General features: G+C 70.1%; 22 protein-coding genes and 2 pseudogenes. 15 read left to right on the top strand and 9 right to left on the bottom strand.

The window, feature by feature from the left end:
- The first annotated feature begins 2 nt into the window (after positions 1-2).
- The 10 genes from FCI23_RS07610 to FCI23_RS07565 all read left to right on the top strand — a co-directional run bounded on the left by FCI23_RS07610 (position 3) and on the right by FCI23_RS07565 (position 11,172).
- On the top strand, positions 3-977 hold the full coding sequence (locus FCI23_RS07610; protein WP_211265236.1) for an NAD-dependent epimerase/dehydratase family protein: 975 nt from the start codon (positions 3-5) through the stop codon (positions 975-977).
- Between the two features lie 110 nt (positions 978-1,087).
- Complete coding sequence (locus FCI23_RS07605; protein WP_136722683.1) at positions 1,088-2,128, top strand: Gfo/Idh/MocA family protein; 1,041 nt, start codon at positions 1,088-1,090, stop codon at positions 2,126-2,128.
- Positions 2,125-2,886 carry a GntR family transcriptional regulator gene (locus tag FCI23_RS07600; protein WP_136722682.1) on the top strand — a complete coding sequence of 254 codons (762 nt, stop codon included), beginning with the start codon at positions 2,125-2,127 and terminating at the stop codon, positions 2,884-2,886. The genes FCI23_RS07605 and FCI23_RS07600 overlap by 4 nt, the downstream gene beginning before the upstream one ends.
- Before the next feature lie 53 nt (positions 2,887-2,939).
- Positions 2,940-4,925 (top strand): primary-amine oxidase, encoded by a 1,986-nt coding sequence (locus FCI23_RS07595; RefSeq protein WP_136722681.1) that lies wholly within the window; start codon positions 2,940-2,942, stop codon positions 4,923-4,925.
- On the top strand, positions 4,922-5,671 hold the full coding sequence (locus tag FCI23_RS07590) for a sugar phosphate isomerase/epimerase family protein (RefSeq protein ID WP_136722680.1): 750 nt from the start codon (positions 4,922-4,924) through the stop codon (positions 5,669-5,671). Before FCI23_RS07595 ends, FCI23_RS07590 begins: the two co-directional genes overlap by 4 nt.
- On the top strand, positions 5,668-6,795 hold the full coding sequence (locus tag FCI23_RS07585) for a Gfo/Idh/MocA family protein (protein WP_136722679.1): 1,128 nt from the start codon (positions 5,668-5,670) through the stop codon (positions 6,793-6,795). Before FCI23_RS07590 ends, FCI23_RS07585 begins: the two co-directional genes overlap by 4 nt.
- A complete protein-coding gene (locus FCI23_RS07580) occupies positions 6,792-7,814 on the top strand; it encodes an SIS domain-containing protein (RefSeq protein ID WP_136722678.1) in 1,023 nt (340 codons plus the stop codon). The genes FCI23_RS07585 and FCI23_RS07580 overlap by 4 nt, the downstream gene beginning before the upstream one ends.
- The gene (locus FCI23_RS07575; RefSeq protein WP_136722677.1) at positions 7,811-8,716 is read left to right on the top strand and encodes an N-acetylglucosamine kinase; all 906 of its coding nucleotides are present in this window, start codon (positions 7,811-7,813) and stop codon (positions 8,714-8,716) included. The genes FCI23_RS07580 and FCI23_RS07575 overlap by 4 nt, the downstream gene beginning before the upstream one ends.
- A gap of 102 nt (positions 8,717-8,818) precedes the next feature.
- Positions 8,819-9,553, top strand: a complete 735-nt coding sequence (locus tag FCI23_RS07570) for a ThuA domain-containing protein (RefSeq protein WP_169316714.1) — start codon at positions 8,819-8,821, stop codon at positions 9,551-9,553.
- Between the two features lie 551 nt (positions 9,554-10,104).
- Positions 10,105-11,172 carry an aldo/keto reductase gene (locus tag FCI23_RS07565; RefSeq protein ID WP_136722675.1) on the top strand — a complete coding sequence of 356 codons (1,068 nt, stop codon included), beginning with the start codon at positions 10,105-10,107 and terminating at the stop codon, positions 11,170-11,172.
- Between the two features lie 202 nt (positions 11,173-11,374).
- Here the strand turns inward: FCI23_RS07565 and FCI23_RS07560 are convergent, their stop codons facing one another.
- A complete protein-coding gene (locus FCI23_RS07560; RefSeq protein WP_136722674.1) occupies positions 11,375-12,139 on the bottom strand; it encodes a helix-turn-helix domain-containing protein in 765 nt (254 codons plus the stop codon).
- Between the two features lie 115 nt (positions 12,140-12,254).
- Between FCI23_RS07560 and FCI23_RS07555 the strand changes: the two genes are divergently transcribed.
- A complete protein-coding gene (locus FCI23_RS07555) occupies positions 12,255-13,244 on the top strand; it encodes a phosphotransferase (RefSeq protein ID WP_136722673.1) in 990 nt (329 codons plus the stop codon).
- A gap of 161 nt (positions 13,245-13,405) precedes the next feature.
- Here the strand turns inward: FCI23_RS07555 and FCI23_RS07550 are convergent, their stop codons facing one another.
- The 6 genes and pseudogenes from FCI23_RS07550 to FCI23_RS07525 form a co-directional block, all read right to left on the bottom strand.
- Positions 13,406-14,395: a phosphotransferase family protein gene (locus FCI23_RS07550; RefSeq protein ID WP_136722672.1), complete on the bottom strand. Its 990-nt coding sequence runs from the start codon at positions 14,393-14,395 to the stop codon at positions 13,406-13,408.
- Positions 14,396-14,399: 4 nt separating this feature from the next.
- A pseudogene (locus FCI23_RS07545) lies at positions 14,400-14,651 on the bottom strand (ABC transporter ATP-binding protein); the annotation flags it as partial.
- A 4-nt stretch (positions 14,652-14,655) separates the two neighbouring features.
- Positions 14,656-14,772, bottom strand: a pseudogene (locus FCI23_RS59345) (iron-siderophore ABC transporter substrate-binding protein); the annotation flags it as partial.
- A gap of 173 nt (positions 14,773-14,945) precedes the next feature.
- Positions 14,946-15,779: an aldo/keto reductase gene (locus FCI23_RS07535; protein WP_136722671.1), complete on the bottom strand. Its 834-nt coding sequence runs from the start codon at positions 15,777-15,779 to the stop codon at positions 14,946-14,948.
- A 149-nt stretch (positions 15,780-15,928) separates the two neighbouring features.
- A complete protein-coding gene (locus FCI23_RS07530) occupies positions 15,929-17,752 on the bottom strand; it encodes an AMP-dependent synthetase/ligase (protein ID WP_136722670.1) in 1,824 nt (607 codons plus the stop codon).
- A 225-nt stretch (positions 17,753-17,977) separates the two neighbouring features.
- Complete coding sequence (locus FCI23_RS07525; RefSeq protein WP_136722669.1) at positions 17,978-19,531, bottom strand: MFS transporter; 1,554 nt, start codon at positions 19,529-19,531, stop codon at positions 17,978-17,980.
- A gap of 120 nt (positions 19,532-19,651) precedes the next feature.
- Between FCI23_RS07525 and FCI23_RS07520 the strand changes: the two genes are divergently transcribed.
- Positions 19,652-20,653: an Lrp/AsnC family transcriptional regulator gene (locus tag FCI23_RS07520; RefSeq protein WP_136722668.1), complete on the top strand. Its 1,002-nt coding sequence runs from the start codon at positions 19,652-19,654 to the stop codon at positions 20,651-20,653.
- Here FCI23_RS07520 and FCI23_RS07515 read toward each other — a convergent pair.
- A complete protein-coding gene (locus FCI23_RS07515; protein WP_136722667.1) occupies positions 20,619-21,488 on the bottom strand; it encodes a LysR substrate-binding domain-containing protein in 870 nt (289 codons plus the stop codon). The two genes, FCI23_RS07520 and FCI23_RS07515, sit on opposite strands and share 35 nt — an antisense overlap.
- A gap of 113 nt (positions 21,489-21,601) precedes the next feature.
- Between FCI23_RS07515 and FCI23_RS07510 the strand changes: the two genes are divergently transcribed.
- A complete protein-coding gene (locus tag FCI23_RS07510; protein ID WP_136722666.1) occupies positions 21,602-22,654 on the top strand; it encodes a bile acid:sodium symporter family protein in 1,053 nt (350 codons plus the stop codon).
- Positions 22,655-22,802: 148 nt separating this feature from the next.
- Positions 22,803-23,396, top strand: a complete 594-nt coding sequence (locus FCI23_RS07505; RefSeq protein ID WP_136722665.1) for a histidine phosphatase family protein — start codon at positions 22,803-22,805, stop codon at positions 23,394-23,396.
- A 33-nt stretch (positions 23,397-23,429) separates the two neighbouring features.
- Here the strand turns inward: FCI23_RS07505 and FCI23_RS07500 are convergent, their stop codons facing one another.
- Positions 23,430-23,978 (bottom strand): ferritin-like domain-containing protein, encoded by a 549-nt coding sequence (locus FCI23_RS07500; RefSeq protein ID WP_136722664.1) that lies wholly within the window; start codon positions 23,976-23,978, stop codon positions 23,430-23,432.
- Positions 23,979-24,343: 365 nt separating this feature from the next.
- On the opposite strand from FCI23_RS07500, the gene FCI23_RS07495 reads away from it, so the two are divergent.
- The gene (locus tag FCI23_RS07495; RefSeq protein WP_136722663.1) at positions 24,344-25,141 is read left to right on the top strand and encodes an SDR family NAD(P)-dependent oxidoreductase; all 798 of its coding nucleotides are present in this window, start codon (positions 24,344-24,346) and stop codon (positions 25,139-25,141) included.
- Positions 25,142-25,143: the final 2 nt, after the last annotated feature.

The raw sequence follows: 25,143 nt of genomic DNA, 5'->3' as shown, positions 1-25,143 counted from the left end.
GCATGAAGGTACTTTTCCTCGGCGGCGCTGGAATGATCGGTTCGGCGGCCGCGGCCGAGGCCGTCGCACGCGGCGCCGACGTCACGATCGTCACGCGCTCGGAGCCGGCCAGGCCGGTGGCCGGGGGCGTGCGGGCGCTGCGCGCCGACGTCAGGGACACGGCGGCGCTGCGTGCGGTGCTCGGCGGCGAAGAGTTCGACGCCGTTGTCAACTGGGTCGGTTTCACTCCTGACGACGTACGCGACCATCCCGGTCTCTTCACCGGCTCGGCGGGGCAGTACGTCTTCATCAGTACCTGCTCCGTCTTCGGCCGCCCCGTACCGCAGTTGCCCATCACGGAGTCGAGCCCGCGCCGGCAACCGGTCTTCGGCTACCCGAGGGACAAGATCGCCTGCGAACTCCTCCTCGAAGAGGCCCACCGCTCCTCGGACTTCCCGCTGACGATCGTGCGGCCCTTCCACACCTACGACCGTACGGTGATTCCCGTCCTCGCCGGCTGGACCGCGATCGAACGGATGCGCAGCGGCAAGCCGGTGGTGGTGCACGGCGACGGCACATCGTTGTGGTCCCTGACGCACTCACGGGACTTCGCGCGCGCGTTCTTCCCCCTGCTCGGCAACGGCCACGCGGTCGGCGAGAGCGTGAATGTCGTCAGCGGCGACATCCTCACCTGGGACCAGATCCATCTGACGCTGGCCGCCGCCGCCGGGGTCCGCAGCCCCGTCCTGCGCCACCGCTCCAGCGAGTCGATCGCCGCGCTGCTGCCGGGCTGGGGAGACGTACTGGAGCACGACTTCCGGCACTCGATGCTCTTCGACACCTCCAAACTCCGCTCGCTGGTGCCCGGGTTCGCGCCCGCGGTGTCCTTCGCCGAGGGGGCCAGGGAGGTGCTGGCCCACTACGAAGCGGATCCGGCGCTGCGGGTGATCAACCAGGACCTGGACCACGCCTTCGACCGTCTGCTGGCAGACCGATGAGGGAGACCGATGAGGGAAAGCGAGCCAGTGGTCAACAATTGGTCTAGCGATATACTGTACCTTTGTAAGACCAAAGCAAAACCACTTGAACAACAAGGAGAGAAGACAGCGTGATCGGCGTCGGTCTCATCGGTTCGGGATTCATCAGCGACACGTACGCGGACGCCCTCCAGGACGTACGGAACGCGGTGCTCGTCGCCAACTACTCGCGCGACCTCGCGCGCGCCGAGGCGTTGGGGCGCAAGTGGGCCCCCGACGCCAAGCAGTACGACGACATGGCGGCGTTGTGCGCCGATCCGGCCGTCGACCTCGTTGTGGTGGCCCTGCCGAACGAGGCGCACCTTGACGCGGTGCGTGTCGCGGCCGCCGCCGGGAAGGGCGTGGTGTGCACGAAGCCACTGGCCCGAACCGGCGCCGAGGCCGAAGAGATCCTCCGCGTCGTCCGTGAGGCCGGTGTCTGGCACGGATACGCCGAGAGTTCGGTCTTCTCTCCCAACATCGCCAAGGCACACCAGATGGTCGCAGCCGGCGCGATCGGCGACGTACTGACCATGCGGGCCCGCGAAGCACACTCAGGACCGCACGCGCCGCACTTCTGGGACGCGGAGACGGCAGGCGGCGGAGCGCTGCTCGACATGGGCTGTCACACCGTCGAGTCCGCCCGGCACTTCTTCGGCAAGGACAACGCCATCGTCGAGGTCTTCGCCTGGGGCGCCACCCTCGCGCACGCCGACAAGACCACCGGCGAGGACACCGCGATCGCACTGCTGAAGTTCGCCGGCGGCCAGCTCGCCACCGTCGAGTCGTCGTGGATCGAGAAGGGCGGCATGCAGCTGCGCCACGAAATCGTCGGAAGCGCCGGGCGCCTGGTCACCGACACCGCGTCGACGCCCGTTTGGGGATTCATCGAGAACAGCGCCGGCTATCTCGTGGAGAAGGCTGACGCCGACACCGGGTGGGTGTACCCCGTCCCGGAAGAGGCGCGCGCCTACGGATTCAGCCAGGAGATGCGCCACTTCGTCGACTGCTTCGCCGCGGGCCGGACGCCGCTGGAGACATTCGAGGACGGATGCGTCGTCAACCGCGTCATCGACGCCTGTTACGCCTCCATGCGGTCGGGGACGTGGGAAAAGGTCCAGGTACGCCCATGACAACGGATCAGACGGCGCCCGCGACCATGCCCTCCGAATACCCCGAACCACTGTGGGTACGGGCCAAAGGCATCCTTCAGGCACGCATCGCGGGCGGCGAGCTGAGACCAGGCGCACGGCTGCCTCCGGAGCGGGAGCTGTGCCAGCTGCTCGGCATCTCCCGGGTGACCCTGCGCAAAGCCTTGTCCGCCCTGGTCGACGAGGGGGTGCTGCGGGCCACCCACGGCCGCGGCTGGTATGTCACCACCCCGGAGCGGGGCGACTGGCCCAACACCCTCGAATCGTTCTCGGAGACCGCCCGGCGGATGGGGCTCGTGCCCAGCTCACGTGTGCTGCGCCTCGAACTCGGGACAGCGACCTACGACGAGGCCGAGGCATTCCAGATCGCCCCCGGGACACCGCTCTACCGAGTGGACCGGGTGCGCATGCTCGACGAGGTGCCGATCGCCGTGGACGAGTCGCTGGTCCCCGCGGACATCGCGGCCGGCTTCGACGGTATCGACTTCACGAACCGCTCCCTGTACGACGTCATCACCTCACTCGGCTTCCAGCTCGCCCAGGCGGAGGCCACGATCGAGGCACGCCCGGCCGACGCCGCTCTCGCCGGCCACCTCGCCATCGCCGTCGGCACGCCCGTGCTGGAGATGCGTCAGATCGTCTGCGACCGTACGCAGCGCCCGCTGCTCTCCTCGACCATCCGCTACGCCGGCGACCGCTACCGGCTGCGTACGTCCTTCACCCGCAGCGCCGATGCGTGAGCCGGGTGCCCGCCTCACCCGTGACGCCCGAATCTCCGAGATGTGGAGCCCTCATGACCTCATCGACGTACGACCCGCTCTCCACAGCCCGAGCGCTCGCCTCGCCCCGTCCGGACGAGATCACAGCGAGCACGGCCGTGCTCCGGAGGCAGGGGCTCCTCGGCCCCGACACCCATGTCTCCTACTTCGGCCTGGCCGAGCAGGACAAGCGCGAACTCCTCGCCGGCTCGGTCGCACCGCGCCGCTTCCGAGTGATGCTGATCGACATGAGCTCGGGCGTCTCACGGGACGTCGTCGTGTGCCCAAAAGAGGAACGGATCGTCTCGGACCATGAGATCGACGTCGCCACCGAGGGACATGTCCCGGTCGTGCTCGCCGAGTTCCCCCTCGTGGAGGAGATCGTGCACAAGGACGAGCGCTGGCTCGCGAGCATGCGGCGCCGCGGTCTGACCGACCTGTCCCAACTGCGGGTGAATCCGCTGTCGGCCGGAGTGGCCGCCGCTGACGAGACCGGCCGCCGCCTCCAGCGCTGCTTCACGTTCGTACAGAAAACCCCTGACGACCTCGGCTGGGCGCACCCGGTGGACGGCGTCACCGTCATCGTCGACGTCGTGACCCGTGAGGTCCTCGACGTGCTCGACCACACGGACCTCCCGGTGCCCGAGGAGGACGGCAACTTCCACGACCCCGACTGGGTGGGCGCGGCGCCGCGGGCCGGACTGAAGCCCATCGAGATCACCCAGCCGCAGGGGCCGAGCTTCACCATCGACGAGGACGGCGTCCTGCGATGGCTCGGCTGGTCCCTCCAGGTCGGCTTCGACCAGCGTGAGGGCCTGGTCCTGCACAACGTCCACATAGATGACGCGGGAACGCCCCGCCCCGTCCTGTACCGTGCCTCACTCGCCGAGATGATGGTGCCCTACGGCGATCCCAGCCCCCAGCGCTGGTTCCAGAACTTCTTCGACTGCGGCGAGTATCTGCTGGGAGGCTTCGCGAACTCCCTCGAACTCGGCTGTGACTGCGTCGGCGACATCACCTACCTGGACGCCGTCCTCGCCGACAGCGCGGGGGACGTGCGGGTCATACCGCAGGCGATCTGTATCCACGAAGAGGACACGGGGATCCTCTGGAAGCACACCGACAACTGGAACGGATCGACCGACTCCCGCCGTAACCGGCGCCTGGTCGTCTCCTTCTTCGCCACCGTCGGCAACTACGACTACGGTTTCTACTGGTACTTCTCCCTCGACGGATCGATCGAGCTGGAAGTCAAGGCGACCGGCGTTGTCTTCACCTCGGCCTATCCCGGACCCGGTTACGAGTTCGCCTCCGAAATCGCCCCGGGCCTCGGCGCCCCGTACCACCAGCACCTCTTCAGCGCCCGGCTCGACATGATGGTCGACGGCACGGACAACGCGGTCGATGAGGTGGAGGCGGCGCCCGTCCCGCGAGGGCCGCGGAATCCGACCGGTACGGGATTCACCCAGACCCTCACGCGGCTGCGCACCGAAGCCGGGGCCGGGCGGCTCGCCGACAACGCGCGCAACCGGTCCTGGCTGGTCACCAACCCCTCGGTGACCAACCGCCTCGGCAACCCGGTGGGATACATGCTCCATCCCGAGGGCAGGCCGGTCCTGCTGGCCGACGAGGACTCCGACATCCACGGGCGAGCGACGTACGCCACGAAGCACCTGTGGGTCACGCCCTACGCGCCGGACGAGAACTACCCGGCCGGCGACCTGGTCAACATGCACAAAGGCGGCGCCGGACTGCCGGCCTGGACAGCGGCGGACCGCGATGTCGACGGCACGGACATCGTGCTGTGGCACACCTTCGGACTCACCCATTTCCCGAGGCCCGAGGACTGGCCGGTCATGCCGGTGGACACCACCGGCTTCGTGCTCAAGCCGTACGGCTTCTTCGGGCGCAACCCCACACTCGACATCCCGGCCCCCGCCGGCCACCACTGCCACCCGGGCGAGCACCACCCGGGCGACCACAACCACGACGACCACCACCACGGAATGGGCGGATCATGACGACGGACAGCCCTCTGGGTATCCAGCTGTACAGCGTGCGCGACGACATCGCACCGGCGCAGCTCGACGGCACCCTCACGCGGCTGGCGGCGATGGGCTTCACACACGCCGAGCCTTACGACATCCTCAGCGATCCACCCGGGCTCGCCGAAGCCCTGCGACGCAGCGGGCTGCGCGCCGCCACCGCCCACGCCGCTGTCCAACTGCTCGACGAGACAGCCATCCTGGACTCCGCCGAGACGCTCGGGATCGGCACAGTGATCGTCCCGTGGGTCGACCCGAAGAGCATCAACGACCGAGCGGGCGTCGAAGCACTCGCCGCCGCCGTCAACGGCGTCGCGGAGCGGGCCGCGCGGCGCGGCATCCGCATCGGCTACCACAACCACGACTTCGAATTCGCCCAGCGCGTCGACGGGGTTCCCGTCTACGAGCTCCTTGTCGAGCTGTTCGACCCGGCCGTCGTCCTGGAACTGGATGTCTACTGGGCCAGCGTCGGCGGCGCCGACGTGTTCGAGCTGCTGCCGCGCCTCGGCGACCGGGTCCGTTTCCTGCACGTGGTCCAGGAACGCGAACCGGGCAATGACCGCCCTGTCCTCGGTGTCGAGATCACCGGCCGGGTGGACGAGATCCTCGCCCTGGGCGCCGGTCATGTCGAAATGCCGGTGGTCGAGGTCGTCGCCCACCACAGCGATGTGTTCCCGCTGGTCGAACGTAACGCGGCCTTCTTCAAGCAGGTGGCGGCATGAGCGCCAAGACAGGACCGATGCGGGTGGCGGTCGTCGGAGCCGGCAACATCTCCGACGAGTACCTGCGCTCGCTCACCTCTTTCCCCGACCTCACCGTAACGGCTGTCGCCGACCTCGACCCCGGGCGCGCGCGCACCCAGGCCGAGGCGTACGGAGTCCCGGTGTGGGGCAGCACGGCGGAGGTACTGGGCCGTGACGATGTCGACCTCGTGGTCAACCTCACGATCCCCGCGGCCCACGCCGAGGTCGCGCTCGCGGCCGTCGCGGCCGGCAAGCATGTCTGGGGTGAGAAGCCGCTCACCCTCGACCGCGAAAGCGCCCGCGCCGTCCTGGACGCCGCCCAGGCGGCTGGTGTGGTCGTGGGAAACGCACCGGACACGATCCTCGGCCAGGCCATCCAGACGTCCCATCGACTGCTCGCGGACGGCGCCGTCGGGGAGCCCCGTACCGTACTGACTCTGATGCAGGGCCCCGGGCCCGACGCGTGGCACCCCCGGCCGCAGTTCCTGTTCGCCAAGGGGGCGGGACCGCTCTTCGACATAGGTCCCTACTACCTGACCACACTCGTGCAACTGCTCGGGCCCGTCACATCGGTGGCCGCGGTCGGCCAGACACCCCGCGCCGAGCGGATCGTGGGCTCGGGACCCGACGCCGGGACATCGTTCCCGGTGGAGGTGTCCACCCACATCAGTGTGGTCACCACCTTCGCCTCCGGTGTGGTCGGCACCTCCGTGTACAGCTTCGACTCCCCGGTGAGCCGCCAGCTGTTCGAGGTCACCGGAGCCGACGGCACGATGGAGGTCCCTGTCAGCGGGTTCGACGGCCCGACCCGGCTGCTGACCGGTACCGAGCCCGAGACCCCGTGGCGCAGCGTCGCCGCCGAGGGAGTGGCGAGGAGCCGGGGTGTGGGCGTACTGGACATGGCGCGCGCCATCCGGGCCGGGACACGGCCCCGCGCCAGCGGCGAACTGGCCTATCACGTGCTCGACATCATGCTCTCGATCGAGGAGTCGGTCGGTCTCGGTGAGCCGGTGCGGATCAAGAGCACCGCGCCACTCGTGCCACCCGTCCCACTGGACTGGGATCCGACCACACGGACGTATGACCGAACGGAACAGCAATGAGCAACGGCTTCATCTCCTTCTCGGCGGCGCGCGCTACTCAGGCCGACGCCCTCGGCGCCGCGATCACCCGCCTCACCGGATCGGTGTCCTCCGCCGCGGAGAAGGGCCAGCTCACTGGCCCAGGACCGGTGTTCGTCGGCATCGGCGCGAGCCTGGCCGCCGCTTGCGCTCCGGTCTGGGCACTGCGCAGCCGGGGTATCCACGCCTGGCGGCTCGGCGCGGGCGATCATCCGCTTCCCTATCCCCAAAGCTCCCACCCGGTATTCGGCGTCTCGCAGAGCGGCCGAAGCGCCGAGACGCTCGCCGCCCTCGAATCGGTGGACGCTTCACTGCGCCACGCCGTCGTCAATGTGGATCCCTCGCCGATCGCCGACGTGGCCTCCGGTGTCATCAGTCTCGGCAGCATCCCCGACAGCTACGCGTCGACCATCGGATACACCGCCACCGTCGCCGGTCTGGGGATTCTGGCCGACGCCTGGAACGGAGGCCGGATCGACGACGGCTGGCCGCGGCTCAGCGACGTCGTGGCGGCTGCCGAAAACGATTTGCGGGAGCAGGTGCGTGCGCTGGCGCCGCTGTTCGCGAACGCTTCCTCCGCCGACTTCGTCGGCGCCGGTCCCGCGATCGGCTCCGCGGAGGCGAGCGCTCTGCTCTTCCGCGAGGTCGCACGGATCCCCTCGACAGGCATGAGCACGCGACAGTATCTGCACGGCTCCATGGAGTCGGCGGGAGGCGGCGTCCACGTCCTCTTCGGGGACGCGCGGGAACTCGCGATCGGCCAGACCCTGACGGATGCGGGGCACCCGGTCATCCTGGTCACCAGCGAGGCGCTCGACGGCGGTCCTCTGCTCCATCCGGTGCGGGTGCCCCGGCTGCCGGCCGCGCAGCGCGCCATCGTCGAGATCATTGTGACGCAGATCCTGGTCGAGGCGGTCGCCGAAGTCCGGGGCGTCGAGATCGAGGAGTTCGTGTTCCACAACGCCGACATCAAGGTCGCGGCCGAAGGGCCGGGCATATGAGAGTCCTCGTCGGCGCCGACGTCGGCGGTACGAAACTCGCGGTCCGGGTGGAGACGCTGGACGGCGTCGTACGCGCCGACCTGCGGTGTCCGGCGGACGGCTGGGATGCGTCCGCGGTCGGCTCCGCCGCGAGCTGGCTGATGGACCACCTGGCCGGCGCGGTGCCCGAGGGAGACGAGATCGTCGCCGTCGGGATCGGCGCGCAGGGCTGCGACACGCAGGAGCACTGTGCCCGCCTCGCCGAGGCGGTCGAGGCGCTCGGCGTGCCGGCGGTTGTCGTCAACGATGCCGCCCTGCTGGTTCCGGCCGCCGGCCTCGACGCCGGGATCGGCGTCATCGCAGGGACCGGTTCCATCGGGGTCGGTACGGACGCCGACGGCACCGTCCTGTTCGCGGGCGGCTGGGGCTGGGTCCTGGGTGACGAGGCGAGCGCGCCGGCGATCGTACGTGAGGCGACGAAGGCAGCCCTGGCCGCCTACGACGACAGACAGCCCGACGACGGCTTGCTACGGGCGCTGCTCGCGCACTTCGGCGCCGCCGACCCGCAGGCGCTGGCCCGTATCGTCAACGACAACCCGACCCCCGAGAACTGGGGGCCTGGCGCCCCCGCCGTGTTCCGGGCCGCCGACGAGGGCTCCGCGCTGGCCGCCCACATCGTCGACGAGGCCGCACGCCATCTGGAGCTGCTCGTCAGCAGACTCCTGCGGCAGGGAGCGGCCGGCGAAACGGTCGTGGCGGCCGGCAGCGTCATCGTGCGTCAGCCGCGGCTCGCCGAGCGGCTACGGGCACGACTGGCGCGCTCGCATCCATCACTGACCCTGCGGCTGCTGGACGTGCCGCCGGTCGCCGGGGGAGTCGTTCTCGCTCGCGGACGCGGTGGCATACCACCGGTCATCCCATAACCGCACCATTCCATCCGTACCGAACGCCTGAATCGACCCGCCTGAATCGACCCGCCCGACCCGATCCGCCCGGATCGCCGGGCCACACCGGAGGTAGACCCCGTGAAGTTGCGAGCAATCCCGTCCGCTCTGGTGGTGGTCGACGGAACCGACCTCCACCACGACCTGATCGGTGCCGCCCTCGCTCTCCAGGAGATCGTCACCGAGGCCGGCATCCCGGCCGCGCGCGGCGTCGGTATCAACCGGTTCACCGACCCGATGCCGGCCACCGCCGAGGCGGACGTATACGTCCTGTACCTCTCAGGCCCCCGGTTCGACGAGTCCCAGCAGCGGGCCCTGGCCGCCCTCGTCGCCGAGGGAAAGGGGCTGGTCGTCGTACATGCCAGCAACCTCTTCGGCTTGGGGCCCGGTGGCGTCGACGCCGACAGGACCGCCATCGACCTCGTCGGCTCCCGGTATCTCTCGCACGGCGACGCCGGCTCCGAGGGCCGCTTCGACGTCCGGGTCCATCCCGGGCATCCCGTCACCCGTCATCTGGGGGACTTCGCCATCGATGACGAGTACTACCTGATCGACCTTGTCGACGGCCTCGACATCCTGGCCGAGCGCGATACCTCGCGGGGTCCGGAGCCGGTCGCCTACGCCCATAGCCACGGAGCGGGCCGAGTCTGCTACACCGCTCTCGGCCACGATGCCCGCGCCTGGGGCAACCCCTGGTTCCGCCAACTGCTGCGCCAGTGCGTGCTGTGGGCCGCCGGCATCGCGGACGAGGACATCGCCTCCTGGTCCACCCGCTGGCCCCTGGGCAACGGCCGGACGATCGGGAACTCCTCGTGAACCGCTGAGAGCCGACTCCGTCTCCGCCTGCACGCCGTGGCCCGGTGAGTCGCAGGCCGGGCTCGGCCCGTCTCCAGGACGATCTTCCCGTGGGAGTGCGGAGGGGAAACCGGCCGCTACACCGAAATAGGAGTCCGCCAGGCCGAACAGCCCCGCCCCGCCAGGCTTTACGGTCTTAGAGGCCGCGCGAATAGGTGGGGCGGCGTCGCGTGCCGAGCTGTGACATCAGCCGACTCCGTCGGCGGGGGCGTCTGGAAGTGTTGTCGTCGGTGTCGGTCGACGACTCTCCCCCAGACTCCGTCCGGGAGGTGCCCCCACCAAGCTCTCGGCTCCGCTCGAGCAGGGGGCACCCCCCATCGCGTCGCCTCCTCCCCCAGCTACCGCTGGGGAATGCCCCACCTCCGCCTTGCCAGACTTGCCCCTCGCCCCGCTCCTTCACCCGCCCCACCTATTCGCGCGGCCTCTATGCATGCTTCCGGCACGAACATCGGCCTCCCACGCCGCCTCCCGCCACATCGGAGCGCCACCGGCGGGCGTGTCAAGATCGGGCGATGGACTATACGAACCTCGGCAAGACGGGTCTGCGGGTAAGCCGCCTGTGCCTCGGCACGATGATGTTCGGGGCGTGGGGCAACCGGGATCACGACGCGTGTGGGCGCATGGTGCACACGGCCCTGGACGCGGGAGTGAACTTCATCGACACCGCTGATGTGTACGCCTTCGGTGAGACGGAGGAGATCCTCGGCCGGGCCCTGAAGGGGCGACGCGACAGCGTGGTGCTGGCCACCAAATTCGGTGAGCAGATGGACCACGGCGAACCGCTCACGCGCGGCGCTTCCCGCCGCTGGATCATGCGCGCGGTTGAGGACAGCCTGCGCCGGCTCGGCACCGACCGGATCGACCTCTATCAGCTGCATCGGTTCGACCCCGGCACGGACCTCGACGAGACACTCGGCGCGCTGACGGATCTGATACGGCAGGGCAAGGTGCGGGCGATCGGCTCCTCCGCCTTCCCCGCGGACCGGATCACCGAGGCGCAGTGGGTCGCGGAGCGCCGGGGCCGAGAGCGGTTCGCCGTCGAGCAGCTCGCCTATTCGGCGCTCGCCCGGCACGCGGAGGCCTCGGCCCTGCCGGCGTGTGAGCGGTACGGGCTCGGGGTGATGGTGTACAGCCCGCTCAACGGCGGCTGGCTCACCGGCAAGTACCGCGCGGGCTCGCCCGCACCCGCCGACTCGCGGGCGGTCCGCAACGCCGAGCACTTCGACCATGCCCAGGAAGCGGTACGCACGCGGAAGTACGCGCTCGTCGAGGAGATCGCCACTCTCGCGGCCGAGTCCGGCCACACCATGGTCGAGCTGGCCATCGGCTTCGTTCTCGCCCATCCGGCCGTCTCCTCGGCGATCATGGGCCCGCGCACCATGGAACAGCTCACCGCCCAGCTCGGCGCGGTGGACGTAACGCTCGCCCCGGACGTCATGGATCGGATGGACGTCCTGGTCGCCCCGGGCACCGATGTGAACCCCGCGGACTCCCCGTACGTGCCGCCCGCACTCACGGACCCGGCGCTGCGCAGGCGGGGCTACGCACGCCGGCCGGAGCAGCCTGCACGGACGGCCTGAACCTACGGCCTGACCACATGCCCCTGACGGACCGACCGGACACCGCGCTGCCCCCTGATTTCCTTCGGGGGGCCGCTGCATGAGATCCCACAGGGAGCGGGCCTGGCGGGACCGCGACGGAGGAGATGTACCGCGCGCTGGGCGGCGTCGCCGGGGCTCCGGCGGACCGGGCCGGCCAGATCACCGCCGAGCCGGCGGACTCCTAGGGCATGAGGGCCTTGACCGTCTCCGGGTCGGCCGGGAGGAAGGTCTCGATGGCCAGCTCGGAGACGGTCACATCCATGGGGGTGTTGAAGGTGGAGACCGACGAGATGAAGGACAGCACCTGATTCTCGTGCTCGATCCGCATCGGCAGCGCGAAGGGGTGCATGGGGTCCGCGCTGTGCTCCGGTGCCGGCCCCGGGTATGCGCTGACCTCCTCGTACAGCTCGCGGAGCCGCTGCGAGCCGCGCATCGAGATCTGCCGCTCCAACTGCTCCAGCAGGTGCGGGCGCCACTGCCCGAGGTTTTGGATCCGGGGCGCTATGCCCTCCGGGTGGAGGGTGATCCGGAGGGCGTTCAGCGGCGGGCGCAGCAGGTGCTCGGCGACTCCGTGGAGCAGCAGCGCGATGCCTCGGTTCGCCGCCAGGACGTCGTAAGTACCGTTCATCACCAGTGCCGGATACGGCTCGTAGCCGGTGAGCAGCTGCTCGATGCCGGCCCGCAGCGCGCTCATGGCCGGGTCGTCGAGCGGGGTTTCGGGGTAGGCGGGGGCGTAACCCGCCGCGAGGAGAAGCGCGTTGCGCTCGCGGACCGGCACTTCGAGGTGCTCGGCCAGCCGCAGCACCATCGCCTGGCTGGGCCGGGCGCGGCCGGTCTCGATGAAGCTGATGTGGCGGGCGGAGCTGTCGGCGCGCAGGGACAGCTCCAGCTGGCTCATCCGGCGCCGCTCGCGCCAGCCGCGGAGGAGAGGGCCAACGGTCGTCATGGGCCGACGGTAGCCCACAAGCCCCCGAGGGACAGCGCCGAGGAACGGGTCGCCGCCGGACTCACCGCGAGGTAATCGCTGGCCCGGCCCCTGCTCCCTCTGGTCGAATGCGGGCATGCACATCGACACCGGCAGCTACGGCGCACCGGCCACCCCCTGGGACGACCCGCGCTGGCGCCGAGATGCCCTCGCCTGGGCCGAGAGCTCCCTCGCCGTCCACGGCCGGCAACCGGCCGGTCGCGAGGGCTACGGCGTACGGCTGCGTCCCTGGTCGGTCGTCGTACGCATCCCTGCCCGCGACGGACGAGTGGTGTGGTTCAAGGCCAATCCGCCCGGCTCCGCCTTCGAGCCCGCGCTCAGCCAGGCGCTGCACAACTGGACCCCCGGGCGTGTCCTGGCACCGCTCGCCGTCGACACCGGGCGCGCCTGGTCGCTGCTGCCGGACGGCGGGCCGCTGCTCGCCCAGGTCCTGGACGACGAGCGCCCCGATCCGCGCTGCTGGGAGGAACCGCTGCGGCAATACGCGGCCCTGCAACGCGAGATAGTACCCAGGGTGGCGGAACTCGCCGCGCTCGGCGTCCCCGACCTGCGGCCCGCCGCTCTGCCGGGAAGACTCACCGCGCTGCTCGACCGGACGGCCGGGCTCGACGACGTACGGCAGCTGGTGCCGCAAGTCGCCGCCTGGTGCACGGAATTGGAATCCTCGGGCGTGTCGCCGTCGCTCGATCACTCCGATCTCCACGAAGGCCAGGTCTTCCACGACGGCAATGGGCGCTGTGTCTTCTTCGACTGGGGCGATTCCGCTCTCGCCCACCCGTTCACCAGCCTGCTCGTGATCGCCCGCCTCACCCGCAAGCGCTTCGGCGCGGACTCGCCCGCCGTCCTCGCCCGGCTCCGCGACGCCTACCTCGAACCCTGGGCCGGCGACGGCCACAGCGCTGCCGACCTCCGTCGGTTCGCCAGCCTCGCCTGCCGCGTCGGCCCGGTCGGCCGGGCTCTGGCATGGGACCGCTGTTTCCCCGGTACGGACGGCCGCCCGCAGGCTGTGCCGGACGCGAATATCGTCAGCTGGGTGCGGGAACTGGCCGACGAGCCGCCGCTGTAGAGAGCGTCCTGCGCAGCGCGAGCAGCCGGTAGACCGGGTCAGGGTGCGCCCTGCCCGGGGCGGGCAGGGCGCGGAGCCGTTTGATGAGCTGTTTGGCCGCCCCCGGCCGGAAGTTGGGGGCGGGCAGAGCCAGGGGAGAAGCCAAAGCCGACGCGCCGGGCTCAAGCGCCCGGAGGCCGCTCCGCCGGAAGGGGCCGCAGCTTGGGCCAGAGCTCCAGCATGCGGCGCCGCATGGTGGTGCAGAGCAGCGCCATGCCCCGAAGGTCGGCGCGGCCGGCAGCCATGTGGGCGACGACGCCGAGGCGGTGGGCCAGCCGTTGACGGCCGCCGGCGGTGCCCCATTTCCAGTCCTTGTCCGGGAGGCGGGCCAGGTGGTCGGTGGTATCGCGGTGGGCGCGTTGGACGAGGGCGTCGCCGCGGATGAGCCAGCCGGCACAGGCGTCGGTGAGATCGCCGGGCACCGGTTCGCCGGTGGCGGTGTGCCAGGCCGTGCGGTAGGCGTGTTCGGCGCGGGCGAGCAGGGGTTCGGGGGGAGCGGTGGAGCACCAGCAGGTGGGGAAGCCGATGTGGAGGTAGGCGAGTTCGGTGACGCCGCTGCCGAGGGAGGCCTGTTCGAAGTCGATGAATCGGAGTCCGTCGGGGGTGTGGAGGTCGTTGCCGGGGCAGGGGTCGCCGTGCAGCAGGGAGTGTCCCCCCAGCCGGCCGAGCCGGTCCGCCAGGGCGTCCAGTTCGCCCGGGGTCCCGGGAGGTACGGGGACGTCCAGGGAGGCGGCCAGCGCGAGAAAGGACCTGACGTCGCCGGTGGTCGGCCCGGACCAGGCGGGGAGGGCACCGGAGTCCCGGGCGGTGGTCGCCGCGTGCAGCCGGGCCAGGGCGGCGGCGTAGTGGACGATCCAGTCGGCGGCGGGGCGGTGCCCGGGGAGGTGTTCCAGGACCAGGAGCCGCTGGGCGTGGTCGGTGGTGAGGAGCCTCGGTGCCACGGGCGGGTCAGCGACACGCCCGGCGAGCCGCAGACCGGTCACCTCGCGCTCGTAGCGTTCGCGGGCACCCGGCCCCTCGACCAGCTGTTTGACCACGACGGTCGCGCCGTCCATCTTCGTCGTCCAGACGCGCGAGCGCGGGCTGCTGACCAGTCTCCTCCGTGGGTCCATCGGGTCATCGTTCCACGCCGGCCGGCTCGGCGTCCGTCGTGGCGTGGTGCCGGCCTATCGGTACGGCCAAGGGTGTGCCGCTGACCGGGTCGACGACCACCTGGCAGCGCAGGCCGAAGACCTCCTCGACGGAATCGGCGGTGATGACCTCGGCGGGGGCGCCCTCACCGTAGATCCGGCCGTTCTTCATGGCGATGACGTAGTCGGCGTAGCGGCAGGCCTGGTTGAGGTCGTGCAGGACCATCACCACCGTGCGGTTCTACCGGGACCTTGCCGAGGGCCAGCAGCGCGTCCTGGTCGGTCAGTCCGTCGGTGACGATGCGCTCGGGTTCGGACCTGATGGTGGTGGAGCCGTGCTTGTGCGCGATGGTGACCGGGCATGGGTCGTCCTCCACAAGCTCAACTAATTTAGGTAAGGCTAACCTAAGAAGCGTAGAGGTGGGGCTGGGGGGTGGCTCCGCAGAAAACGCCGGACCGGCTGGATGGGTCCAGCCGGTCCGGCGATTGGCGATGTGGGCCGTTGGCCTACGCGTTACGCATGGCCGATGCGTTACAGGTAGTCGAAGGTGTCCGGGTCCGGGCCCAGCCGGGTGCCGTTGTCGAGCCCGGCCAGGACCGCGAGGTCCTTCCCGTCGAGCTCGAAGTCGAAGACGTCGATGTTCTCCCTGATCCGGGACGGCGTCACGGACTTGGGGATCACGATATTGCCGAGCTGGATGTGCCAGCGCAGCACTACCTGCGCCGGGGTGCGGCTGTGCTTGGCGGCGAGTGCGACGATTTCCGGGTCATCGAGCAGGCCCTTGCCCGAGCCGAGCGGGGACCACGCTTCGGTGGCGATGCCGTGCTCGGCGTTGAAAGCACGCAGCTCCGTCTGCTGGAGGTTCGGATGCAGCTCCACCTGGTTGACGGCCGGGACGACCGTGCCCTCGGCGAGAATGCGGCGAAGGTGGGCCTGGTGGAAGTTGGAGACGCCGATGGCCCTGGCGCGGCCGTCGGCGTAGATCTGCTCGAAGGCCTTCCAGGTGTCCACGTACAGGTCGCGGGAAGGGACCGGCCAGTGGATGAGATACAGGTCGATGTACTCGAGACCGAGCTTGTCGAGTGAGGCGTCGAAGGCGCGAAGGGTGGAGTCGTATCCCTGCTCCGCGTTCCACAGCTTGGTCGTGACGAAGAGTTCCTCGCGCGGCAGGCCCGAGGTGGTCAGGGCCTTGCCGGTGCCTTCTTCGTTGCCGTAGATGGCGGCGGTGTCGATGCTGCGGTAGCCGGCCTCCAAGGCGGTGGCGACGGCGGCAGTCGCCTCGTCGTCCGGGACCTGCCAGACACCGAAGCCGAGCTGCGGGATCTCGACGCCGTTGTTGAGGGTGATGACGGGGACCTTGCTCACGAGCGGACGATCCTTATGGTCGGAGGACTCTTGTCATCAACGATAACGATCAGTCCCGGGTGCGGCATTCCCGTGGTTCGTCCCCAATGCCGGATGGTCCGGTTTCCTCCGCTCACGCATTGCCGCGGTCATGCTGTGCGGGGAGCTTCTCACCCTTTGTAGAGCGCCTCGATCTCTTTGGCATAGGCCTTCTCGATCGCGGCGCGCTTCAGCTTCAACGACGGGGTGAGCAGACCGTCCTCCTCCGAGAACTGGCCTCCCAGGATCCGGAAGGTGCGGATGGACTCGGCCTGCGAGACCCGTGTGTTGGCGGCGACGACCGCGCGCCGGATCTCGGTCTCCAGCTCCGGGTCGTGCAGCAGATCGGCTGCGGGCGGGACGGGTTTCCCGTCGATCGCGAGCCAGTGGGCGACGGATTCCCGGTCGAGGGTGACCAGGGCGGCGATGTACGGCCGGTTGTTGCCGACGACAACGCACTGGGAGACCAGCGGGTGGGCGCGCACCCGCTCCTCCAGACCGACCGGGGAGACGCTCTTGCCGCCGCTGGTGACCAGGATTTCCTTCTTGCGGCCGGTGATGGTGAGGTAGCCGTCCTCGTCCAGCTCGCCGAGGTCCCCGGTGGCCAGCCAGCCGTCGTAGACGACCTGATGGGTGGCCTTGGGATTGTTGAGGTACTCGGCGAATATCTGGTCGCCGCGCAGCCAGATCTCGCCGTCGTCGGCGATGTGCACGGTGGTGCCGGGAATCGGCAGGCCCACGGTGCCGAAACGTGTCTGCTCGGGCGGGTTGGCGGTGGCGGCGGCGGTGGTTTCCGTCAGGCCGTAGCCCTCGAAGATCCGGACTCCGGCTCCGTCGAAGAAGAGCCCGAGCTGCCGGTCCATCGCCGAGCCGCCCGAAAAGGCGTGCCGCATCCTGCCGCCGAGCGCTTCGCGGACCTTGCTGTAGACGAGCTTCTCGTAGAGCTGGTGCTGCACCCGCAGGGCCGCGCCCGGCCCCGGCCCGGTGCCGAAGGCCTTGGCCTCCGTCGCTTTCGCGTGCCGCACCGCGATCTCGACGGCCTTCTGGAACGGGCCGAGTCTGCCGGCCAGCTCGGCCTTGCGGCGGGCGCCCTGGAAGACCTTCTCGAAGACATACGGGACGGCGAGTACGAAGGTCGGGCTGAAGGCGGCCATCGCCGGGAGCAGATCGGCGGCGGCCAGGCTCGGCTGGTGGCCGAGGCGTACCTTCGCCCGGACCGCCGCGACCTCGACCATGCGGCCGAAGACGTGGGCGAGGGGGAGGAAGAGCAGGGTGGCGGGGTCGTCGCCGGTTTTGGAGGTGAAGACCCCCCCGTAACGGAGGACGAGGTTGTCCGCCTCCGCCATGAAATTGGCGTGGGTGATCACACAGCCCTTGGGACGTCCGGTGGTACCGGAGGTGTAGATGACGGTCGCGACGGCATCCGGGCCGACCGCCAGCCGGTGCCGGTGGACCACATCGTCGTCGATACCCGAGCCGGCCGCGACCAGTTCCTCGATGGCAGCCGAGTCCAGCTGCCACAGCTGGGTGAGCTGGGGTACCTCGTCCACCACCGCGCCGACTGTCATCGCATGGTCCTCGTGCTCGACGACGCACGCCACGGCCCCCGAGTCGTACAGCATCCAGCGCACCTGGTCGGGGGAGGAGGTGGGATAGATGGGCACCGCCTGGGCGCCGATCGCCCACAGGGCGAAGTCCAGCACGGTCCACTCGTAACGGGTACGGGACATCAGCCCCACCCGGTCACCGAACCGAATGCCGTTCGCGAGCAGACCCTTCGCGACAGCCAGAATCTCGTCCCGGAAGGCGGCGGCCGTCACATCCCGCCATCTGCCGTCCACCACCCGGCTGAACACCACCCGGTCCGGCTCGTCGGAGGCATTGGCGAACACGGCGTCAGCCAAGCCTCCGGCCGGGGGTGCTGTCACCAGTGGTGGAGTGGTGAACTCGCGCAACAGTTGCTCCTCGGACCGAGTGGCCGGTGCCGTAAGCTACCCGATCTTTCGGGTGCCGGGGAGTCGCCTGGCGGTGCTTCGGGACCCCGGCGAATAGCACATCTGTGCTGGTAGACGCGCATCCGCCCTGTTGTTGCAAGGTACATGACCGTGTGCCGGGACCATAAGAGGAGTCCCGGCACGCGGGGATCTGCACGAAATCTGCCCTGGGCGCTTACTGCCGCTCTACGTGTGCAGCTTTTCGCCGGATGCGAGTGCCGCGTCCCCGCCAGGCCCGGCGGAACGGCCGGGGGCACCCGCGGCGGCGGGCGCGGGGCCCCGGACGAGGAGCAGCACGGCCGCACCCGCCAGCAGACCGAGCACTCCGGCGACGGCGCCCGCGGTGTTCAGCCCGGAGGCGAAAGCCGCGTGCAGCGCGCGGTCCAGCGCGGGCCGCTGGGCCCGGGGCACCCGGGCCAGCAACTGGTGCGCGCCGCCGCCCGCGAGGGCGCGCGCGGCCCCTCGGGGATCGGCCAGCCCGGCTCCGCGCAGGGAGTGCTCCATACGGGAGGCGGTCAGGGTGCCGAAGACGGCGACGCCGAGCGCGTACCCGAGCTGGCGCAGCGTGTTCACCGCGCCCCCGGCCGTCCCCGCCTGCCGGGGCGGTACGGAGGCGAGCGCGGCTGAGGCGATGGCCGGGCTGACCAGCCCGACGCCCGCCCCGGCCACGGCGAGCCCGGCCGTGAGCGCCGGCCAGCCGGAACCGGCGTCCAGGAACGACTGGGCGAGGGCCCCGGCGCCGATCAGCAGCAGCCCGAGCCCGATCACCAGCCGGTAAGGCGCCCCGTGCAGCAGCCGCCCGCCGAGCGCGGCCGCGACAAAGGCGGTCAGGGCGAGCGGCACCAGCACCAGGCCGCCGCGCACCGGGCTCAGGCCGAGCAGCGTCTGCAGCCAGATCGAGGTGTACGGGAGGAAGCCGAAGGCGGCGGCGTTGAGGGCCACGGAGCCGACCATGACTCCGGCGAAGGAACCGCTTCGGAAGAGCGCGAGGTCCAGCATCGGCTGCGCCGAACGCCGCTCCACCAGGACGAACAGCGCGAGCGCCACCACGGCCAGCGCCAGCGTCGCCGCCGTGCGCGTGGATCCCCAGCCGACCGCGTCCGCGCGGATCACCGCGTAGGTGGTCGCACCGGCGAAGACGGTGAACGTCGCTGTCCCGGCCCAGTCGATCCGTGCTCCCGGGCCCCCGCGGGACTCGCCGACCGCCCGCAGCGTCAGCACTATCGCCGCGACGCTCACCGGCAGGTTGACGAAGAAGATCCACCGCCAGTCCAGCCCCTGGGTGAGCAGCCCGCCCAGAATCGGCCCCAGCGCCGCCGCTCCGCCGCTGACCGCGCCCCACACGCCGAGCGCCACCGAGCGGTCCCGGCCCTGGTACGTCGCGGCCAGCAGCGACAGCGTCGTCGCGAACATCGCGGTCGCGCCGAGCCCCTGCACTGCCCGCATCGCTACCAGCGCGCCGGCGTTCGGTGCCAGCCCGCATGCCAGGGAGGCAGCCGCGAAGAGCGCGGTCCCCGCCACATAGACCTTCCGGCGCCCGACGACATCCGCCGCCGCCCCCGCGCCCAGCAGCAGTGCGGCCAGCATGAGCGCGTAGCCGTCGATGACCCATTGCAGCTGGGACAGCGACGCGTTCAGCGAGTGCGCGATGTCCGGCAGCGCGACGATCACGATCGTGACGTCAAGCAGCAGCATGAACGTTCCCAGACAGACCGCAACCAGCGGCCCCCACTTACGCATCAAAATCCCTCGTTCCGTTCCGGTCGCTTCCGACGCCTCATAGGATCGGCGTGCGGCGGACGGCTCCACCAGACCCGGCCCGTACGGCGCCGGATTCCGACACTCTGCCATGGAGAACCGGTGGATTCCCTCAGCAACTCCCCCTCCGAACCCAAGTCCCTCGATGAGCTCGACCGGGCACTCCTGCACGCACTGCAGACCGACGGCCGCGCCCCCTTCAGCCGCATCGCCGCTGTCCTCGGCGTCTCCGACCAGACCGTCGCCCGCCGCTACCGCCGGCTCCGCGCCGACCACGGCATGCGCGTCGTCGGCGTCGCCGACCCGGACCGGCTCGGCCGGACCAACTGGATGCTCCGGCTGCGCTGCACCCCCGACGCCGCCGAACCCATCGCCAAGGCGCTCGCCCGCCGCCCCGACACCGCCTGGATCGCGCTCACCTCGGGCGGCACGGAAGTGACCTGCGTGACCCGTGCTCGTACCCGCCAGGAGCACGACGCACTGCTCTTCGGCAAGCTCCCGCGCACCCCGAGCATCGTCGGGATCGACGCCCACTGTGTGCTGCACGTCTTCTACGGGGGCGCCGCGGGCTGGCACAACAAGGGCGATGCGCTGGCCGCGGAGCAGGTCGCGCCGCTGGCCCCGCCGGCGCCCGAACCAGCCGCCGGGCCCGTCGTGCTCGATCCGGCCGACGAACTGCTGATGGCCGAGCTCGCCCGCGACGGACGCGCCTCCTACCCCGACCTCCAACGGGCCACCGGCTGCTCCGAATCGGCCGTCAAACGCCGTCTGGAGCAGCTGCGGCGCTCCGGAGCTGTCTACCTCGATGTGCAGATGGATGCCATGGAGCTCGGCTACGAGAGCCACGCGCTGCTCTGGATCACAGTGGCCCCGCCCGCGCTGGCCACCGTCGGGAAGGCGCTCGCCGGCCACCCCGAGGTGGCCTTCGCCGCCGCGACCTCCGGTCGTTCCAACCTCGCCGCCGTCGTCATCTGCAGGGACGCCGCCCGCCTCTACACCTATCTGAGCGAGACGCTCGGCATGCTCGAAGGTGTGCAGAACATCGAGACCTCGCCCACGCTGCGCCGGGTCAAGCAGCTGATGTACGAAGAGAAGCCGCGCTGAGCAGAATCGCCCTGGCCAGCGCGTCCGCCGGTCCCTGTGCCGCGGCCCGTCGCCGGTTGTGCAGCAGGACGAAGTCGGTGCCGCCCAGCTCCGGCAGACCGGCCCGGACCGGGACCCGCACCAGACCTGGCGGAATCAGCCCCTGGGCGTGCGCCATCACCCCGAGCCCGGCCCGCGCCGCCGCGATCAGCCCGCTGAGCGAACCGCTGGTGCAGGCGATCCGCCACGCCCGGCCGTGCCGTTCCATCACCTCAAGGGCGCGGGCCCGGGTGATCGCCGGGGGCGGGAAGAGGATCAGCGGCACCGGCCGCTCCGGGTCGACCCGCAGCCGCTCGTTGCCGATCCACACCAATGTGTCGTGCCAGACCAGCATCCCGGGCGTGTCCTCCCTCCGCCGCTTGCCGAGCATCAGGTCCAGCCGCCCGGCGGCCAGCCGCTGGTGAAGAATCGCCGACAGCTCGACCGTCAGCTCCAGATCGACCTCGGGATGGTCGCGGCGGAACCTCTCCAGGATCTCCGGCAACCGGGTCAGCACGAAGTCCTCCGACGCCCCGAAGCGCAGCCTCCCGCGCAGCCGGGTGCCCGCGAACCAGGCCGCCGCGCGGTCGTTCGCGGCCAGGATCGTGCGGGCGAAGCCGAGCATCGCCTCGCCGTCCTCGGTGAGCTCCACGCTGTGCGTGTCCCGGGAGAAGAGCAGCCGCCCGGTGGCGTCCTCCAGCTTTCTGACGTGCTGGCTCACCGTGGACTGCCGCAGGCCCAGTTGGCGGGCGGCCTGCGTGAAGCTCAGGGTCTGGGTGACCGCGACAAAGGTCCGTAGTTGCACCGGTTCGAACACGGCCCCAGCTTATCGTGATCCGTGATAGCAGTCAGAGCTGCGAGCACGCTTCACAATGATGATGGATGAGCGGACACTGGGGAGGGCACCGTCCCGTCCGAGGAAGAGAGTCCATGCGCCGCCTGCGTTTCCCGTCCTGGCTCCCCCTGGACCCGTACATCGCGGCGCTCCTCGGCACCGTACTTCTCGCGGCCCTCCTCCCCGCGACCGGCGCGGCCGGCAAAGTGGCGAGCGGCGCCTCCACCGGCGCCGTCGCCCTGCTCTTCTTCCTCTACGGCGCACGGCTCTCCACCCGTGAGGCTCTCGACGGCCTCAAGCACTGGCGGCTCCACGTCACCGTGCTCGCCAGCACCTTCGTGGTCTTCCCGCTGCTCGGCATCGCCGCCCACGGCCTCGTCCCGTTCCTGCTGACCCCGCAGCTCTACACCGGCCTGCTCTTCCTGTGCGTGCTGCCCTCCACCATCCAGTCCTCGATCGCCTTCACCTCGATCGCCCGGGGCAATGTCGCGGCGGCGATCTGCGCCGGATCCTTCTCCAGCCTCATCGGCATCTTCCTCACACCGCTGCTGGTCGCCGGGCTGCTCGGCGGGAACGGCGGAGGCTTCTCCACGGACTCGTTGCTCGGCATCGTGCTGCAACTGCTGGTGCCCTTCCTGGCGGGGCAGCTGCTGCGGCGCTGGATCGGGGACTTCATCAAGCGGAACAAGAAGATCCTCGGCTATGTGGACCGGGGATCCATCCTGCTCGTCGTCTACGCGGCCTTCAGCGAGGGCATGGCCCGGGGCGTCTGGCACCAGGTCACGCCGCTGCAGCTGGTGGCCCTGCTCGGGATCGAGGCCGTGCTGCTCGGGGTCATGCTGGCGATGACCTCGTACGGGGCGCGGAGGCTCGGCTTCGAGCGGGAGGACCGGATCACGATCATCTTCTGCGGTTCCAAGAAGAGCCTCGCCTCGGGGCTGCCCATGGCGACGGTGCTCTTCGGGGCGCAGGCGAGCCTGGTGGTGCTGCCGCTGATGCTCTTCCATCAGATGCAGCTGATGGTGTGTGCGGTCATCGCGAAACGCTGGCACAACAGCTCTCCGCAGCCTCCGCGGCCATCGGGCCGCCCGGCCGCGCCGGATTCCGTCCGCCGGGGTGTGGCGGAACCGGCGGCTCCCAGGCACTGACCCGCGGTCGCAGCCCCGGCCCGATCGGGCGATCAGGGGGTATTCGCCGCCTTCTCCGGGGCCCCGGCGTCGTACGGGACCGCTGGTGAGAGACCATGGAGGGAGCGACCCGGCCCCCGTCGTCGGGGCGGATGAGTGGAGGTTCCCAGTGCCAGCGCGAATCGTGCTTGTCCGACACGGTCAGACAGAGTGGGCCAAGAACGGCAGGCACACCGGCCGGACCGACATCCCGCTCACCGAGGAGGGCCGCGAGGCTGCCAGGCTGCTCGGCAAGCGGCTGGAGCGGTCGCCGTGGAACGGGCTGTCCGGGGCGCGGGCGCGCACCAGCCCGCTGGCGCGGGCCAGGGACACTTGCGAGCTCGCGGGCTTCGGCGAGCGCGCCGAGGACTGGGACGCCCTGATGGAGTGGGACTACGGAGAGTACGAGGGCCGTACATCGCCGGAGATCCGGGCTGAGCGGCCCGGCTGGATGATCTGGCGCGACGGAGTGATCGGCGGCGAGACCTCCTGGCAGGTCGCGACACGCGCGGACGAAGTCGTGGCCTGGTCCAAGGAGGCCGATTCCGACTGCCTGGTCTTCGCGCACGGGCACTTCCTGCGGACCCTCGCCGCGCGCTGGCTGCACATGGACCCGTTGCGGGGGTCCGTGCTGAGCCTGGCCCCGGCCTCATTGTCGATCCTCGGCTGGGAGTACGGCGATCCGGCGATCGAGCTGTGGAACGACACCGCGCACCTGCAATGACTCGTCCGGTGACGCGTGGAGCGAGCCCGTCGCTCAGGTCAGCGGCCGGTCCGCCGGGATCCGTTCCAGGAGGGTCCGCAGGTCGTCCGCGTGCTCTTCCTCCTGAGCCAGCAGCTCCTCGAACACTCGACGGGTTGTGGGGTCATTGTCGCCGAGCCACTGGATGATCTCGGTGTAGGAGGCGACCGCCACACGCTCGGCGACCAGGTCCTCCTTGAGCATCTCGAGCAGGTCCAGGCTCGCATCGTACGGCGTGTGCGACCTGCTGGTCAGGGTGTCGGGGTTGAAGTCCGGTTCGCCGCCCAACTGGGCGATTCGCTGCGCGAGCTTGTCCGCGTGGGCTTGCTCCTCCTGCGCGTGCTGGAGGAATTCCGCCGCCACGGGCTCCGAGTACAGGCCGGTCGCCGTGTAGTAGTGGCGTTTGTAGCGCAGCACGCAGATAAGTTCGGTGGCCAATGCCTCGTTGAGCACCTGGAGCACCCGTTGCAGGTCCGCCCCGTAAGCATCGGTGACCGGGCCCTTTCCGATCTCCTGGCGGGCGCGTTCCCTGAGCGTCTTGATGTCGGTGAGAAACTCCGCCATGGTGATGGCCGCCTTTTCCAGTGGACATGGGTACCAGCGGCTATATCCGCTGACGCCGGCCGGGCAGTCGGGACAGAGCCCGCTATCGGCCCCGGCCACAGCCCGTCTACCCGAGCACACCTGTCCGCATGCGCTCGGGCCCGGGTCACAACCCGCTTGGAGGACGGCGGTCCCGCATCGGAGCGTCCTGATCGTCTGCCGGTACGACTGGCACCGGTCATAGGCACGGGGCAGGATCAAGGAGGACTACGACCGGGCAGGCGGAGGGTCCGGATGCCCCCCTCTTGGACAGCTGACGCGGAGACGCGATGACGCGATGACGCGGTCCAGGACCGTGGCCAATCAGCAGAACGGGAGCTGCATCGATGACACACCTCGACCTCACCGGCTCGACCGCCTTGGTAACCGGCTCCACGCAGGGCATCGGAGAAGCCATCGCCATCGGGCTGGCCAGCGCAGGCGCACGAGTGGCGGTGAACGGGCGTACCCCGGAGACCGTCGGTGCGGCGGTCGAGCGGGTCCGTGCCCAGGTGCCGGGTGCAGAGATCGTGCCCGTGGTGGCCGACGCCGCGTCCGAGGACGGCGCCCGGCGCATCGAGGAGACGCTGGAGCACGTCGAGATCCTCGTCAACAACCTCGGCATTTTCGGCGCGCGGCCGGCCCTGGAAATCAGCGACGACGAATGGAGGCACTATTTCGAGGTGAATGTGCTGGCCGCGGTCCGGCTCACTCGCATGTATCTGCCCGGCATGATCCAGCGAGGCCAGGGGCGCGTCCTCTACATCGCCAGCGACTCCGCAATCGTCACGCCTGTCGAGATGATCCACTACGGAATGACCAAGACCGCGCTCCTCGCTGTCTCACGAGGCTTCGCCAAACAGGCCGCAGGCAGTGCGGTGACCGTCAACTCCGTGATCGCCGGCCCTACCCATACACAAGGCGTGGAGGACTTTGTCTACCAACTCGTCGACCGCAGCCTTCCCTGGGACGAGGCCCAGCGTGCCTTCATGCGAGAGCACCGGCCCCAGTCGCTGCTCCAGCGGCTCATCGAGCCGGAAGAGATCGCCAACATGGTCGTCTACCTGAGCTCGCCCCTGGCCTCGGCCACCACCGGCGGTGCCACCCGCGTGGACGGCGGCTACGTCGATTCCATCATCCCGTAGCC

Source organism: Actinacidiphila oryziradicis, from assembly GCF_005047355.1.
Lineage (GTDB): Bacteria > Actinomycetota > Actinomycetes > Streptomycetales > Streptomycetaceae > Actinacidiphila > Actinacidiphila oryziradicis.
Note: the sequence above shows the minus strand (reverse complement) of the source record. Positions and strands in the feature narration are given on the sequence as shown.